Annotated in this window: 13 protein-coding genes; all 13 read right to left on the bottom strand. The window is 46.1% G+C overall.

What is annotated here, in order from left to right:
• Nucleotides 1–17: 17 nt before the first annotated feature.
• The 13 genes from ABIO93_RS14445 to ABIO93_RS14385 all read right to left on the bottom strand — a co-directional run bounded on the left by ABIO93_RS14445 (nt 18) and on the right by ABIO93_RS14385 (nt 16704).
• A complete protein-coding gene (locus ABIO93_RS14445) occupies nt 18–590 on the bottom strand; it encodes a DUF4833 domain-containing protein (protein WP_348068808.1) in 573 nt (190 codons plus the stop codon).
• Nucleotides 591–605: 15 nt separating this feature from the next.
• Nucleotides 606–1514: a PfkB family carbohydrate kinase gene (locus ABIO93_RS14440; RefSeq protein ID WP_348068806.1), complete on the bottom strand. Its 909-nt coding sequence runs from the start codon at nt 1512–1514 to the stop codon at nt 606–608.
• A gap of 57 nt (nt 1515–1571) precedes the next feature.
• Nucleotides 1572–2285: an HAD family hydrolase gene (locus ABIO93_RS14435; protein ID WP_348068804.1), complete on the bottom strand. Its 714-nt coding sequence runs from the start codon at nt 2283–2285 to the stop codon at nt 1572–1574.
• Nucleotides 2286–2389: 104 nt separating this feature from the next.
• Nucleotides 2390–3400, bottom strand: a complete 1011-nt coding sequence (locus tag ABIO93_RS14430) for a lysylphosphatidylglycerol synthase transmembrane domain-containing protein (protein WP_348068802.1) — start codon at nt 3398–3400, stop codon at nt 2390–2392.
• The gene (locus tag ABIO93_RS14425; protein ID WP_348068800.1) at nt 3381–4355 is read right to left on the bottom strand and encodes a CDP-alcohol phosphatidyltransferase family protein; all 975 of its coding nucleotides are present in this window, start codon (nt 4353–4355) and stop codon (nt 3381–3383) included. The genes ABIO93_RS14430 and ABIO93_RS14425 overlap by 20 nt, the downstream gene beginning before the upstream one ends.
• Nucleotides 4355–5224, bottom strand: a complete 870-nt coding sequence (locus tag ABIO93_RS14420) for a hypothetical protein (protein WP_348068798.1) — start codon at nt 5222–5224, stop codon at nt 4355–4357. The genes ABIO93_RS14425 and ABIO93_RS14420 overlap by 1 nt, the downstream gene beginning before the upstream one ends.
• Before the next feature lie 51 nt (nt 5225–5275).
• Nucleotides 5276–6007: a sugar phosphate nucleotidyltransferase gene (locus tag ABIO93_RS14415; protein ID WP_348068796.1), complete on the bottom strand. Its 732-nt coding sequence runs from the start codon at nt 6005–6007 to the stop codon at nt 5276–5278.
• 26 nt (nt 6008–6033) lie between these two features.
• Nucleotides 6034–8601, bottom strand: a complete 2568-nt coding sequence (locus tag ABIO93_RS14410; RefSeq protein WP_348068794.1) for a DUF5686 family protein — start codon at nt 8599–8601, stop codon at nt 6034–6036.
• A gap of 90 nt (nt 8602–8691) precedes the next feature.
• The gene (locus ABIO93_RS14405; protein WP_348068792.1) at nt 8692–9708 is read right to left on the bottom strand and encodes an NAD-dependent epimerase/dehydratase family protein; all 1017 of its coding nucleotides are present in this window, start codon (nt 9706–9708) and stop codon (nt 8692–8694) included.
• Entirely contained in the window at nt 9705–10826 is a 1122-nt protein-coding gene (locus ABIO93_RS14400; RefSeq protein WP_348068790.1) for a hypothetical protein, read from the bottom strand. Before ABIO93_RS14400 ends, ABIO93_RS14405 begins: the two co-directional genes overlap by 4 nt.
• On the bottom strand, nt 10823–12028 hold the full coding sequence (locus ABIO93_RS14395; protein ID WP_348068788.1) for a pyridoxal phosphate-dependent aminotransferase family protein: 1206 nt from the start codon (nt 12026–12028) through the stop codon (nt 10823–10825). Before ABIO93_RS14395 ends, ABIO93_RS14400 begins: the two co-directional genes overlap by 4 nt.
• A gap of 464 nt (nt 12029–12492) precedes the next feature.
• Nucleotides 12493–15633, bottom strand: a complete 3141-nt coding sequence (locus ABIO93_RS14390; protein ID WP_348068786.1) for an efflux RND transporter permease subunit — start codon at nt 15631–15633, stop codon at nt 12493–12495.
• Between the two features lie 21 nt (nt 15634–15654).
• Nucleotides 15655–16704 carry an efflux RND transporter periplasmic adaptor subunit gene (locus ABIO93_RS14385; RefSeq protein ID WP_348068784.1) on the bottom strand — a complete coding sequence of 350 codons (1050 nt, stop codon included), beginning with the start codon at nt 16702–16704 and terminating at the stop codon, nt 15655–15657.
• Between the last annotated feature and the right edge of the window lie 97 nt (nt 16705–16801).

The following is a 16801-nucleotide window of genomic DNA, read 5'->3' as shown; positions in this document are numbered from 1 at the left end:
ACCAACATCAAGCCATGTCACGAAGGTTTTATACGTTGAATAACGGTTTTACCCGTGGCTGTTTCAGTGCCTTTCAGTTCTATATATAAAACATTGGGCGACCAAAATGTCCCACCATCGATCCGGATAAAAACCCGGCTGAGGATACACTCCTTTTTGTCGATGTTGGCATAAACATGGTACTCATTCTTGTTGTCTCTGCGCAGATACAGCGGCATCTTGGAGTAAGCGACAGACCTGAGCTCATACGTTGCATTACCGATTGCTTTGGAATTAATCCCATAAGCAAATTTCCGCTGCAGGTAGTTAAGCTCCTTCCGGCCTCCTCCTTCCGGATAACGGATCCAGAACGTATTTACAGGATTCTTCTCACTTAACCGGCCCTGCTGATCGAAGTTAAGCTGGTAAACTATTGTATTCGTATTCGGGTCACGCTGAATATAAAAAAGCAATCCGGGGACATTCTTCGGTATCGGAAATTCGTCTGGCTCTGCTACCGTTCCACTCGATTTTTTATCCAAAGAAAAACTACCTGAATACGAAACAAGCAACAGGCACAATGCCATTAACATGCTGACTACGTATCTCATAACTGTTGTAAGCGTCTATAAATAAATTGCCTGGGCAATCACTTCTCTGTCACATTCACCATACCGGAGCACTTCTTCCACCATTCCGGTATCCCCCGAAAATGGTCCGGAAGACTGGATTTTCAATGTAGCCATGGCCGCACCGAATTCGCCCGCTTCCTGCACACCTGCTCCCGCTACTTTTTTACTCAGGTATCCGGCCATATAGGTATCGCCACAACCTGTCGCATCCACTACTGCCGATGGCTTAAAAGCCGGTATCCGGAAAAAATGGTTGTCTTTGAAGATCAATGAACCTTTGCTGCCAAGCGTAATGATCACTTCTTTCACTCCCAGGTCGGCCAGGTACTGTGCGCCTTCGCGTACATCGCTGGTGCCTGTTACTACCTCCATTTCAAATTCATTCGCTTTGAGAATGGAAACATGTTGCAAGGCTTCTTTTTTATTAGCCCAGTCTTCGTAAAACACCTTTTTGTCCTTCACATATCGCAGGTATCCCTGAATATCCAGTGAAACCATTCCTTTGGAAGCGAGTGATTTTAACAGATCGACAGCGATATCATCCGAAAGCAACGGGCCGAGGTGAAATATCTTGGCGTCAATCGCGGGCATTTGCGCTACTGTGAATGGGGCGGCTTTGTGCAGCACATTCTGTTCACGGTGGTCCTGATTGGCACTGTAAATATTTTCGAAGTAAACGGTATAGGGGCTGTTTTGAGAAAAAACCTCAATGTTCTCGTCTCTCAAACCTGCTACGATATGACTTTCCTCCTCCGCCAATGCCGTCACCAGCATATATTTCAGGTCAAATTGCCTGAGCGCTTTTGAAAAATAAAACGAGGTACCGCCGGGCATGTATTTGACAGATTGGGCCGTAACTACCTTATCCAGTGTAATGTGCCCTATGGTGCAAATGTCGTACATGGTAATTTTTTAATTTAATTTCATCATAGCCCTTCTTGCCATGACAAAAGTTGACAACTAATCCAGACTTCTTATTGCGTCCGGCGTCTGGTTAAAATCTGTGATCTCAACATCTGCAACCGAAACTTTCTGCTCGTGGTCAGCGGCATCTTCCCAGCCTTTCACATTAAGCCATAATGCTTTGCAGCCCAATGCTTTTGCGGGTAAAATGTCTTTGGAATAAGAATCCCCGATCACCACGCATTCCTCAGGAAGAAAGCCGAGCGAATCAATTCCCAGCTTGTAAATTTGCGGATCGGGTTTCCGGACACCGACGACAGCAGATTCAACCACAGCCTGAAAGTAATGGGCAATGCCAAAATCCTTCAAAACGTTCTGAATGTTTCCATAAAAATTGGAAACCATCACGAGAGGGTAACTTTGCGACAGTTGTGCTAAAACCGGCGCAGCTTTTTCAACAGTAGTGCGTGCAAAAAGGTTACATTCATTCGCAATTGCTTCAATCGCAGCATCATTTACCTGGTGTCCGTTCTCTTTCAAAAAAGCGAATTGCTGCTCAACTTTCAGGAACAAAACATCATAGAAAACGTGATGCGGCTCAATGATCGGCTGGATGGCCAATGCCCGCTCTCCGAACTTATATGCATTTGCGAACGCATCCCTGTCCACATTCACCTGATTATGCTGGTAGCTTTCCCACAACACATTGGCCCAATGCAGGCCGTTGGTATCAATTGTACCGCCGTAATCAAGTAGAATTCCTTTTGTCATTTGTACTTCGGCTGTCGGCCGTCAGCCGTCAGACATTTATTAAGTTCTTAAAATTTACTAATCCAAATATTAAAGCTGACAGCCGAAAGCCGACTGCCGAAAGCTCACTGCAAAACCACCTCCTCCTTCACCTTCACTTTCTTAGTAATCAATGCTAAACCAATGATGATCCACACGATCTCCCTGATCCTGAGCACTATTCCTATAAAAATCCCCTGTGCCGCTGGCAAGCCTACACTTCTCAAAGCCAGCGCCAGTCCGCCCTCGCGGGTACCCAGCTGCATGGGGAAAAAGAAGATCAGATTGGCAAATAATGATGAACCTGAGCTTACAATCAGCGATTGCGACAAACTCATTTCCAAACCAATGGCATGTGCTGTGAAGAAAATTTCAAGACAGCCAATCGTCCTGGCCAAAAACTCGTAAAACAAAGAAGCATAAAACACATTTCTTCGTTCGGCATACAGTACCCTGATCTGCTCGTCCACTTCGTACAGGTTTTCAGCATTTTTCAATGCAAACTCACGCGCCCTGGTTTTGATAAAAGGGACTTTTTCAAGCAAACGGAATGTGCTGACCGTAAATCCTTTTTTATACACATTAATAAACCAGTACCCCAAAACGAGCCCGGTAACCAGTAATACGCCGCATCCCGCCAGCATTACATTGCTCAAAGGAACCACCGCGACAATCAGCAAGATCGAAGCCAGCCAGAACAACACATGCGAAAACATGTGCATTAAGCTGTATAGCAGCACCGACGATGTTGCTTTTTGTATCCCCAGCGCAGGTTTCAATTCCAGAATCCGGTAGGGCTCTCCACCCAGCGCCACAAATGGCGTAATGTAATTGATCGCATATCCCGAAATGGTGAGCCTTAGTACCGCCCAAAATGACAGGTTGCTTTCTGGTAACTCAGGTTCGCGAATGATCGCCCGGAAAGCGAATGCATTGAGTATATAAATTAAAAGCCAGCTACCCATCACCGGAACGAACCAAATGCCAGTTTTCTGAACGTTTTCCCAAATCACGGTCAGCCCTGTGCTATAAATCATATAGCCCAGTGAAATGATGCCGATCACCATGAAAAGGGCTTTATACGCCTTGGTACCCATTCGTTTTGTCAGTTGAAATCTGCTGATAAAAATAACGGCTCACTTTTTCCTGGTTCACGATCATATATACAAGGATCGGGTTGAGGACAAACATGTCAAAGAAAAAATAGATCCACGACTGGTCCAAAAACAGCCATAGGAACAAAAAAAGCACCCGGGTGTTGAACTGTACAATGTTGGTATACTTCATCAGCGGCTTGTTTTGCGCACGAAAATCGGTCACCAATGTCTGCGGTAATCCATTCTTGTACTTTCCTCTCACCACCGCCAGCAATTTTTGCAGGTTGGGTGAAAAGCTTTCCTGTAATTTGGTATAGTTCAAATAAGTACGGGCGATGAATTTCATTCCAAAATTCTTCGACCAGCTCAGGCTATCGTATTCCTTTTGAAGTTCCGCGCTATTATCCAGCTCGCTGCCAGATGTTCCTTTGATGAAAAACAAATGCACATTCCGATAGTAATCCGCCATCGCCGATTGTACTACGTGCGATGCACCTGCCAGTACCCCGGGCACCCATATCCATGCGCTCCATCCTTCATTCTGGCTTCTCAAACAGATCGCAATGTGGATCGCTATGAACCAGAAATCGCCTGCCGCTCCGTCCAGAATCCTTCCCAGCCTGCTTTTATCATTCGTCATCCTGGCCAGCTGTCCGTCGGCACTATCCAGCGAATTGGCAAAAACCAGCAAAAGCATTCCGATCACATTGATCCACAATTCCTGGTAGTAAAACAAAATCCCAGCTGCCACACCAAAAAATATGCTGATTATGGTCACAGGATTAGGCCGCAAACCAATTTTAGCGCAAAACAAGGCAATTTGATACCCTATCGGGCGATAAAACCAAATGTCGATCTGCTCCTCCGTGTCGTTGGATTTGAGCGAACTTTCGAATGCAGAAACCTCTTTTTCTGCTTCTTTTGTGACTGTATTTCCGGTGCTGGCTGTGTCCATTAATTAGCGCTTGTAAATTTCTGATATAGCATGCCTGCAATATGGCCGGCTGCCTGGTCGCGGCAAGGTGCAAAACTTGGCCAATCATTCAAATCGATGATCCTGAACTTCCCGTCTTTGCCGACAATCGCATCTCCACCATATATTTCAATCCCTACAAAACCAGCTGCATCTGTCGCCACATCTTTCAGTTTCAATGCATCAAACGGGTAATAAACCGATTCACCATTGATGTCCTGGTATTCTGAATATTTATGATGGTTGTTATCATAGGGATAAAACCAAAAGAAAAAGTCAGTACCACGCACTCCGTAAAACTTCACCAGGTCGCCGATCAGGTGTTTGGAAATCACCGCGTCGGGAATGTCACGCAATGCATACTCCCTCAATATCTCTTTCGCTTCCGATTTGGAAACAGCAAAGGAAACGTCTTCTTTATGGATCGCATGAAAATCTCCGCGCTTGATCCAGTAACCCTTGCCTGTTATTTTATCAAAAACTTCATCATCCTGATAACTCGTAGGAACAATGTAACTTTCCGCAACCGGGATATTGTTCAAATTCAATGCATTGGTCAGGTTGGTTCTGAAACAGTTTTCAATGCCGAATGCTGAGTTCAAAACCTGGACACCATTCTTTTCCAATACTTGCAACTTGGCAACCACCTCTTTCTGACGGGCCATGGTGAACACTTTTTTATACTCCACGTGCTCCATGGCCAAAAATTCATCTTCGCAGCAAATGGTGACATCGCACCCTAGTTTTTCAAGTTCTTTTGCTGTCAGAGAAAAAATCGCATCATCATTACCAATATGGTTAGGCGAAAACTTTTTATTACGGTGAACGCCCAGTATTTCTAATTCATTCATGTACGCTGGCGACCGGCAAAACGCTCCGGTCTTTTAATTAATTAGTGTCAATTAGTTGGTTATCATTTCCAAAGCCGCATTTTCTGGCCTTAAAAACAGTTCCGCTGTACGGATATCACTCACATGGTCCACATCCACAATTTTGGAAAAAGGATATGCTTTGAGTTTTACGCCATTTTCCAGCAATTGCCGCTGAAAATTCCGCATTCTGCTCAGTCCGTCTTCCACGGCCCGGTTTACATTTTCAATGGCCTTTTTCCTCAAACAGTAAATTCCACCGGAAACAAATGGCGTATGTGTGCTATTGTCGTCGGTAAAAGCAGTAATCAGGTTCTCTTCATCCACTGTCACGAACAATGGGCTTTCGTCATCAATGAATGACGTAACCGCCATTTGCCCTTCCATTTGCTGGTTTTGTTCAAACTTTGAAATGAATGCGCTGAATTCCTCCTCTTTGAAAACGGTATCCGTGGTGGTCAGGCAAACTGAATCCAGTTCAGGGTCTGTTTTCAAAAGCTCGTAAACACTATGCAATGAACTCGGCGTAGATTTTTTTACAATGTCAATCGGCATAGTCCGGCTCAGTTCAGACAAATGACTTTCCAGACTCGCCGAATCTTCGTTGATGATGATCTTGATCCTTTCTGCATTATTACGCATAAAAATCCCGATCAGCCTGTCTATCAGCATCTCTCCGTAGAGGCTTACCATTGGTTTGGGAAGTGTGAAACCCTCCTTGGCCAATCTGGAACCCTCTCCTGCCGCTATGATTGCATAATTCATATATAATTGGTGTTTTAGCTTCTCTCTTAAAAATCAAGCCTGAACCTCGCCCGAATTCCCCATTCCGAAACATTCGGGTTGTCCAGGTATGTGAAACGTTTGACCAGATCCACACGAAGCAGCTTGAAAATGTTCGCTACCCCCACGCTACCTTCAATGTATGGCTCCCGCGATAAAGTATAGCTGATCGGCTTGCCATCCGCATCCACCGGAAAGCGGAACAGTGACGGATTCAATGCCGGATTGTTCTCATCACGCAAGCCTCCCACTAGTCCTTTGAAACTGAAAACCTCGCGCAGTTTCAACTTTTTCAGCAATGGTATTTTATTGAAAATAAAACCATTCATATAGTACTGCACATCCAGGCTGGCATAATGATCACTCACGAATTCCAGGAAGTTCATCAGGTTATATGAGTTCAGCTGGTAAGCATAGGTCTGGTTGGCACGGTGAATGGACAGCAACGGGAACAATATGTTTTTACCAAAAATATAACTACCCTCGGTCGTCACGTCGGCATAGCCAAACTGTGACAGGTACACGCGTTTTGAAATATTAAGGGCAACATTGTGATACTTGTTTTGGCCTTCGAAAACCCCTTTCAAACCTGCATTGTAACGCAATGTGAAGATCGGGTACTTGTTAATGATCGGCGTCCGGTACAATTTTCCCTGGTAGTACTGCTCGTGCGGCGCATAACGCAGCTCAAAATTCGCCTCAGTATTGCTCAGCCCGCCTACATTTTGCAAGGCACTGTCTCTGTCAAAGTTCTCGTAGCGGAGCACGCCTGCGGGAGTTTGTCTCCATTGGGTAAAACCAATTTTGTAAGACAAGCGACTTTCGAATTCGCGGACGTATTCCAGTTTGTAAATGTCATTGTAAAGCCAGCGGTTGTTATCGCCTCTTTTGAACGAAAGCAGGAAGTTATCTTCCTGAACAAATTGTAAATCCTGGCCAGGAATTTTAGTATCGCGCTGAAAACTCGCCCGGATATAGTTCAATGGAAAATGGTAAACAGATTTGTTGTTGAATGAATAGGTACCACTCAAAAAGTACTTCCATTTACGGTCCTTGAAACCATAGGCCGCATAAGTTTCGAAATAAACGCGTTTGCTGAAATCCGTAGTAGTCCTTCCTCCAAAACGAAGCCTAAAACCTTCAATCGGGTTGAAGCTGTAAAATGTATTGACCGGACCAACTTCTACTTTCCCAAAGGATTTGTAACCCGATAAAAACAAGGTCGCAATGTCCATCGTACGGCGGAATGACGGGATCGTTTGCAGTGTATCTACGTTTTTGTAGATATCCAGCTCCATTCTTTCCAGTGGAATATGCCTTACGCTATTCCAGTACGATTCGCCGGTTTTCACCTCAGGATTAAACACGATTTCCTCACGCGGACCATTGTAAACGCTGTCCGGGCGGGTTTGGTTGATCAGGTAGTTTTTGAAATTCACTACGCGCTGACCATAGAAACCAGCATTTTTCTCGCCCAATGCAAACTCCATTCCCAATGTAGTCTTAATCGGGTGGTAGCGTCCGTCCGGGCCTTTTTCATATTCCAGACGTGCTTCGAGGTCACGCATGAAATTGAGGTTAATGTCCTTATTGACTGTCAGATACGCGTTTTGAACACCGTAGTTACCGTCCAATGTAATAAACAGCTTGCCTTCAAAAAGCATGTCTGTTTTGTTACGGGGAACAAATCCAAGTTCTACCAGCCAGGGCGTACTCGTTTTGATGGTATCCCTGATAAAGTATTTGTAAAAAGTGGGTGCCGTGTTAGCGATCGGGCTCAACAATAAGTTGGTAGCGATCGACACATCGTTTTCGTACAGGTTAATATCTTCATACAACCTGTTGAAATAAGCGCTCAGACCATCATTATCGATAAACTTGGCATCAAATTCGGCGCGTCTGTTGGCCAGTACCCATTGTTTTTTCGAATAAGGGCTTTTGCGGAAATAAACCTGTGACAGTTTTTCCTGAATGTAGGCAGGCAAAATATTTTTGCCACCCATGGCAGTGGAATCCTGGTCCTGGAACAAAAACTGATAATTCCTGAAAATCCGTTTTTCCTTGAAATTATCCGAAAGGTTGCTCAGCGCAAACGAAATCTTCTCGTACTGCTCATATTCCACGAATTCATTGCTGGCCATTTTGTTCTGGTCCTTATGGTCAATCACTTCACGGATCAGCTGTACAGCAGGATTATCCTTGTTTCTGTATCGTCCCCTTCCTTTAATGGTTACCTCTTTCAACATCGAAGCGTCAACTGACATTTTGATATTAAGCACCTGGTTTTTCCCTGGTTCAATCGGTTTTTCAATGCTGAGGTAGCCGACGTAGGTGAATTTAATGGTGGAGTGATCTTCCCGTAAAGTCATAGCATAACGTCCTTCCGAATCGGAAGCGGTTCCCATGGTGGTTCCGGGTATCAGAATAGATACGAAAGGCAGGGTTTCACCGGTCTTCGCATCTGTAATAGTTCCTTTGATAGTTGTGGTCTGCGCTATGGCCGCTCCCGATCCGATCTGTGCTACACACAGGATCACCAAGAACTTTAACCATACCGACTTCATTAATGTTTTCATTTTTTCATAACGTGTTTCCTGCTGCCCCTTTGTTTGGTCTCATCATTTGCACCGGAACTCCGGCTCATGATCAAAAAGGTCACATTTAATTTAAAGCCATTTATTCTCTTTGTACCAGATCAGGGTTTCCGTAAGCCCTTGTCGCAGATCATATTGCGGCCGGTATTGCAGGTTGTTCCTCGCAGCGTCAATGCTGCATATCCAGTTGGAGGCTGTCAGTTCTTTCAGCTTCTCTTTGTTCAGTACCGGTGTTGTTGATGAAAATCCATAAACAAAATCCAGAAATCCCGCTATCAGTTTTACCAGTGCCATCGGCAGGTGGGTGCGAAAAATATGCCTTCCGCTGATTTCCCTGAAACGGTCAGCCAGTGCGTAACGGTCGTAAGCATTTCCATCGGAGATGTTGTACACCGTCACTTCTTTTTGACTTTCGGTCAATGCAGCCATGGTAGCGGCTACAAGGTCTTTTACATATACAAAACTCAGTCGCTGCGGGCCGTTGCCAATGTATGCGTCGAGGCCTTTGCTGAGTGTTTTGAAAAGCACAAACAAATCCTTTTCGCCGGGACCGTATACCGCTGTCGGGCGGATAATGCTGAGTGGCAAGCCACTCACGGTTTCGAGGTATTGTTCTGCCAGTAACTTGCTTCTTCCGTAATCCGTCACCGGAATGGGGAAAGTGCTCTCCGTGATAGGCTGCTCCTCGGCATAGGCCAGCGGGCCAATGGCCGCCAAACTGCTCAGGAGCACAAACCGCCTTAGTGGAATATCAGACGACATGGCTGCCTGCGCCAGATTGAGCGAGTATTCGGCATTCACGAGGTTATATGCTGCAGCATTTTTTGCCTTCGTTACGCCTGCTGCATGGATGATGTAGGTATAGCCCCCTTTTTCCAGCAACGATTTTAAAGATTCTTTTGAACTGAAATCTATATTCTCAAACACCAGGGTGCCGGGTTCTGCCTCTTTTTGAAGCTGTTTCAAAAAGGCCAGATCACTGGACGGCCTCACCGCTGCATGTACTTCCATACCTGCTTTGAGCGCGGTCGCTACCAGATGGTAACCTATGAACCCACTGGCCCCTGTGATGAATACACATTCTTTCATATTGGTTTTTCAAACAATCTGTACCGTTTGTACAGCTTTCCATTGATCTGCTCAATGGCGTGGTTCATCAGGTAATTCTCTTCCAGCATCCATGAACACTCTCCTCCGGTGATTTTGGTACCATAAGTGTTTTTGATGATATGACCGTACAAACAGGCCTCAATGCCCATTTTGCGGTATCCTTCAATCACACCCAATGTCAGTACGCGGATACGGGTAATGTTCTTTTTACCAAAAAGCAACTTGAAGAGCCCGGTCGGCAACAAACGTCCCCGCTTGATCTTGATCAGGATCTGGTTGATATCAGGTATCCCCAAAACAAACCCTACCAGCTCTCCATCCTTTTCAGCAACCAGGCAGAAGTTCGGGTCCAGGATCATTTTCAGGTCCTTCGCCAGGTAATCAAACTCCTTTTCTGTCATTGGTACAAAACCGAGGTTCTTGTCCCAGGCCTTGTTATAAACTTCCCTGATCTTGATCACCTCATTCTTAAAATCTTTGAGATTGATCTTGCGGATCACAATACCGCTGCGCTCCAACCTTCCTTCCAGCGCGTCGATCAGCCTTACCGACTTATCATTCGCCGTATTGACATTGATCTCATACGCCAGCAGGTCCGTCTTCTTAACAAGCCCTGTATTTTCAAGCAATTGCTGATAATAAGGCGCATTATAACCCATCATCGCCATGGCAGGCCTGTCGAAACCATCGATCAGTAAACCACAGGTGTCATTGGTTGACAAGTTTACCGGGCCCATTAATGATCCGGCCCCGTGTTCCTTTACCCACGAAACAGCCGCTCCAATCAGCAGATTAACCGTTTCCTGGTCGTTAATGGTGTCAAAAAAACCAAAAAACCCATCGTTCCTGCCTGTGAAGGCATTGTGGTTCCGGTTAAAAATGGCTGCTATCCTCCCTACAATCTTATCCCCGTCGTATGCCAAGAAAGTCTGAACCACCGAATGTTCATAAAATGGATGTTTGCTTGGTGTAAGCATATCCTGTTGGGCAATGAACAATTCCGGAACATAATTTTTGTCGTTCTGATAAAGATCATGCGGGAAATCGATGAATAATTTCAGTTCCTTGGGAGAGTTTACGGGGATAATTCGCTTCATAGTTTTTCAGTAACAGCTTCTGGACAGATTTGACGATATATTTTGGCCATTTTGTCAACGGCTTCTTCGATCTGACCGAAGGTATGCGTCGCCATTAATGAGAAACGGATCAGGGAATGCTCGGGACGAACGGCCGGAGAAACCACCGGGTTCACAAATACGCCGTCTTCTTGTAAAAGCTTGGTCATCAGGAATGTCTTTTCATTGTCGCGGATGTAAACCGGCAAAATCGGACTTTCTGTTTTGCCCAGGTCGAAACCATTCACGAGCAGCAATTCCTTTGCATATCTGGTATTGGCCCAAAGGCGTTCGATATGATGAGGTTCTGATTCAATGATATCCAATGCAGCCAATGTACTTCCTACTGCCGCGGGTGTCATGCTCGCGCTGAACATTAATGAGCGTGCGCGGTGTTTCAGATAATCAATCGTCTGCGCATCACCGGCGATAAATCCGCCGAGAGAAGCCAGCGACTTACTGAATGTGCCCATGATCAGGTCTGTCGATTCGGTCAGCCCAAAATAGGAAGCAGTTCCGGCACCATTCTTTCCGATCACGCCCAGGCTGTGCGCGTCGTCAACGAGTACCGAAGCATCAAATTCTGCTGCAATGGCATTCAGCTCGGGAAGTTTGACGATATCACCTTCCATACTGAAAATCCCGTCCGTAGCGATCAGCTTCACAGATTCTTCCGGCAAAAGGCTCAGTTTCTTTCTGAGGTCCTTCATGTCGTTGTGAGCGTATTTGATCACTTTGGAAAATGAAAGACGGCTGCCATCAATGATAGAAGCGTGGTCGCTTTCATCCAGGATCAGGTAATCATTGCGGCCTGTCAGGCTGGACAATGCACCCAGGTTGGCCTGATAGCCGGTACTGAAAAGAACAGATGCTTCTTTTCCTGTGTAAGCCGCTAGCCTTCTTTCCAGTTCTTCGTGTATATCTAATGTACCGTTCAGGAAACGTGAGCCCGCGCATCCGCTGCCGTATTTCTGAATGGCCCGTTGTGATGCTTCAACGATGTAAGGATGGGAAGTTAATCCTAGGTACGAATTGGATCCAAACATCAGGACTGGCTTGCCGTTGATGATGACCTCTGTGTCCTGTCCGGACTCGATTGGCCGGAAATAAGGATAAAGACCTTTCTCTCTTATAATTGCCGCGTCCTTAAATTCGGCGATGCGCTTTTTTAATTTGTTACCCATAATAATTAGTGTCAGGATCAAGAGCTCTTTTAGTGGGGTGCCGACTAGGCCTCAGACAGGTGTCTGATTAAGAGTGATCAGTAGGATCAGTTGGTATTGTAGCCTTTCTTTTCCATGGTTTAAGTTTTTTAGAAAATCGTGAGTGATGTAAAAATTGTCATTTTCCTGTTTGTTGAGTTGGCAAAAATCCGTCGTAACAGCGTCAAGCCGGGGCCGAAAAAAAGGGCATGTCCCGGCACGAAAGGATTTAATTTTATTGATAACCCGATACCCGCCCCACTAGTTCAAAAAAATGCCCTTCATTTTGTATTTTACCGTTAAAATGAAAAAAAATGTTTTGCCTTATTTCCCAGACCAGACCTGTAATTGTCAAGTCCTGACCAACTTTAAACTTCAATGACTGGTTAGTTTTTATCAGGCAAAACAGGAATTTTTGATGTTAACCCACTGCACGTTTCCTTAATTTACTCCACAACAACACTTTCCTGAACCCTGGGTGAGCGCAATCTGAACGCCGCCCATTTCTCACCTAACCTGTCAACCAAATAATATGCCATCGGTACGAGATAGATCGTAAGCAGCATAGAACTGGTCAATCCGCCTATCAAAACCCAGGCTAACGAGTTCTTCCATTCAGCCCCGGCACCTGTCGCCGTAGCGATCGGTATCATCCCGATCACCATCGCGATGGTCGTCATCAGGATCGGTCTCAGCCGTTCTTCCCCTGCGATCAATATCGCTTTGCGGAACGGAATGCCCTGTTCTTTTTGCTGGTTTGCAAAGTCAACGATCAGAATTGCATTTTTAACTACAAGCCCGATCAGCATCAGCATACCCAGCAGGGCAAAAATTCCAATATTTGAGGATGATAATGCCAGCGCCAGCAACGCTCCTACCACGGCAACCGGAATGGAGAACAGTACGACGAACGGATAAATGAAACTGTCGTAAAGCAATACCATGATAAAGTACACCAGCATCAATCCCGCCAACATAGCCAGCCCCAGTGAGCCGAAGCCCTCGCTCTGGTTTTTGGCATCGCCTCCCCATGTCAGAATGACGTCAGAAGGAAGGGGATGTTGCACCAAACTCGCTTGAATATTGCTCACCAATGTTCCCGAACCAATTCCTAATGTATTGGCGGTTACAGTCACTGATGAACGTCTGTTTTTTCGTTCCACGATCGACGGGCCGGTGCTCAATGTAACATCGGCAAACTCTGCCAGACGTACCGCGCGTTTCGCTGCCGGACTGTAAAAAGTAATGCTTTTCACGTCGTCAGGATTTTTCCGGTCAAATGCATCCAGCATGATACGGATGTCATAATCTTCACCGCTGTCCCGGTATTTGGAATCATCATTACCAGCAAATGCGTTCTGCATCGTGGCGCCGACGGTCTGAATATCCAGTCCCAGCTTCGCCATTTTCTCACGATCTATATCCACCCTGACTTCGGGATTTCCGGCTTCCACCGATACATTCACGTCATTGGCTCCCGGTGTTTTTCTCAGACGATTGGCAAGGTCATTGGCCGAAACCAGGATCTTGTCGAGGTTATCGCCGCTCAGGAAAATCTCGATCGGCGCAGTACCGGAGTTTACCATACCCACTGCTGCGGAGTTAAATTCCACACCCGCAAATTTTTGTTCCAGTTCTTTCCTCACTGCAAGCATATAATCCTCAGTAGGTTGTGCATTTTTCCTTTCTTCCACAGGAATCAATTCCACAGTGAGCTCGGTACGATTGGTTTCGCCCTGCCCAGAACTGTTCAGCCCGGTACTGGCACCACCTACGTTGGCAAAAATGGTTTTCACTTCCGGTTTTGTCCTCAGGTAGTCTTCAATACTTCGCGCATTGAGGTTGTTCTGTTGCAACGAAGCGCTTTTATCGAGCTTCATGGTTAACAGGAACTTACCCTGATCACCTTCCGCGACGAATTCCGAGCCAATAATCCCGAGGCCCATTACCCAGGCTGTCATCGCGAATATCGCTACCAGGATCCCGGAGAATGCCAGTTTGTGGCTCAGTACCCATTCCAGACTGCCGTGATACCATTTGGTCAGCTTGGTCAATCCATTTTCAAACCATAGTAAAAATGCCTGTACAGGATTTTTAGGATCAAGGTGCTCAATGCGAGCCATTTTCGAAGTCATCCAGGGCGTGAGCGTGAAACTTACCAGCAAACTGACCATGGTCGCAAATGCCACTGTCAGTGAGAACTGGCGCAGCAAATCCGCGATTACCGAGTTGACCATCGTGATCGGAACAAATACAACCACAATCACAAGCGTAATAGCCAATGCGGCAAAACCGATTTCGGTAACACCGTCCACCGTGGCCCGCCACCGATCTTTACCCATTTCCAGGTGTCTCTGGATGTTTTCCAAAATTACAATGGAGTCATCGACCAGGATACCGATTACCAATGATAATGCAAGCAATGTCATCAGGTTGAGCGAGTAGCTCATCACATACATAAAAAGGAATGCGGCGATCAATGAGGCTGGTACTGAAACCATTACAATGAATGCATTCCGGAAACTGTGCAGGAATAGCAACATCACCACGGCTACCAAAATCACCGCGATGATCAGGTCATGGGTAACGGCTTCCACCGATTCCAATGTAAAAATGCTGCTGTCGTATGCGATCGCAAATTTGATTTTATCCTTCGCATTGGCTTTCTCAATGGCCGCCAATTTCGCCTGAACTGATTTACTGATCTCAACCGCATTGGCATCGGATTGCTTTTTGATAAACATACCAATCCCGTTGACACCATTGAACCGACTGATACTCTCCGCATCGGTAAGCCCATCGGTAATTTCAGCCACGTCACCTACCCTGATCGGGCTTCCGTTGACAGGCGAAGTGATAACCAGGCTGCGAATGTCGTCCAGCGAAGCGAATTTACCTGCCAGCCGCAGTGTCATATTTTCGGAAGAACTTTTTACTTTTCCAGTCGGGAAATCCACATTGGCCTGGTTGATCGCCTGCGTGACCTGCAACAACGACAACCCGTAAAAATTGAGCTTATCATTATTCACGTTCACGCGGATCTCACGCTGGTCACCACCTACGATGTTGATCTCGGCAACTCCCGGAATCTGTTGAAGAACAGGCAGATACTTGTCCTCTACCTGCTGATAAAACACTTCATTAGGTAGATTGGATGTAGCCAGCAGCTGCATAATCGGCTGGTCACTGGGTGATATTTTGGATAAAGAAGGAGTTTCCGCGTCGTCCGGCAAGTCGCTCAGCATGTTGTTCACATCGCGCTGCGCATCTTCCAATGCCTTGTCAATGTCGGTACCGGCTTTGAACTGCACGATCACCAGCGAGGCACTTTCGTATGATTTGGAGGTAACCTCTTCAATATTATCCAGGCCGGACACCGCATCCTCAATCTTCTTGCTGACCTCAGCTTCCACTTCCGTGGGTGCCGCGCCTGGATATAATGTTGTAATGGTAATGGTTGGTACCGAAAACTCGGGCAGCAGCACGTAGCTGAGCTGCGTATAAGATGCCAATCCTCCGATGAAGAGTATCGCAAAAAGCACGATAATCATCGACGGACGCTTTAATATGGTTTCAACAAATTTCATAATACTGTCTGTTGGAATGAATTACTGGGCAATGACGGAGGTACCATCCTGCAAATTGATCTGTCCGCTTGTTACAACCTTGTCGCCCGCTTTCAAACCCTTGGTAATTTCATAGAAATCATTCGTTGTCGAACCGATCCCTACTGAACGTAACACTGCTTTTCCGTTCTCCACCACATATAACTGCGGCTGCTTGGCCGATCCCATGATCGCCTGACGCGGTACCGCCAGCGCTTCCCCTTTTACGTCTGCCGAGTTGGCAATGGAGCCATACATACCAGCTTTGAGCGGATGACTTTGTGAATTAGCCACGGTAATTTCTACCGGATAGTTATGCGCATCGTCACCTTCCGCCGCTACCATTGTTACCCGTCCTTTCAGGTCAGCACCAGGATATACGTCCGTTTTAATGTCAATGGATTTACCCGTGCGAAATTCGTTAACCGACTTTTCAGGAATGTTAACTACCAGTTTCAGCGAAGAGATGTCGGTGATTTCAGCCATAGGTGTTCCTATGCTCACTACCGAGCCTTTTTCGACCATTTTGGCTGTAACAATGCCGCCGAATGGCGCTACAATATTGGTATTCTGGATCTGCTTGTTCAGTTGCTTAATTTGCGCCTGCGTGCTGCGAATGCTCAGCTGTGTCCTTTCCAGGTTCACCGCCGGAACTGCATCGCCTTTCACCAGGACTTCATATCTTTTCAGGTCATTCTGATAGCCTTCCAATGTAACCTGCAATGCTTCCACCTGATATCTCAATTGCTCGTCGTCGAGCTTGGCGATCAGCTGTCCCGCTCTCACAAATTGTCCTTCCTCGATCGTCAGACGAATAATCTCCCCACCTGCTTGTGGACGGATCTCTACCTTACGGTTAGGTGTAAATGAACCCAGAAAAGCCGATTCCTGTGACAATTTGCGCATTTCTGCGACAGCAATCTTAACACCTACTTTTGGATCCGGATGCGGAATGTACACTTTTTGTGCTGTTTGCTCCTTGTTGCTCAGCAACTTTGCCGCGGTTAGGCCGATGACGGCGATCACACCGAGAAATATAAAAAGACGTTTCATAATATGGCTTTTGATAGATTATTGTGGTGTTGATTATTTTTGAATTAATGATCCTGTTGCCTTTTTCCATTCCAGTTCCGCTTTCAGTAACTGTACC

The sequence above is a fragment of the Dyadobacter sp. genome (assembly GCF_039919315.1).
Lineage (GTDB): Bacteria > Bacteroidota > Bacteroidia > Cytophagales > Spirosomataceae > Dyadobacter.
This window is presented reverse-complemented; position numbering and strand designations above follow the sequence as displayed.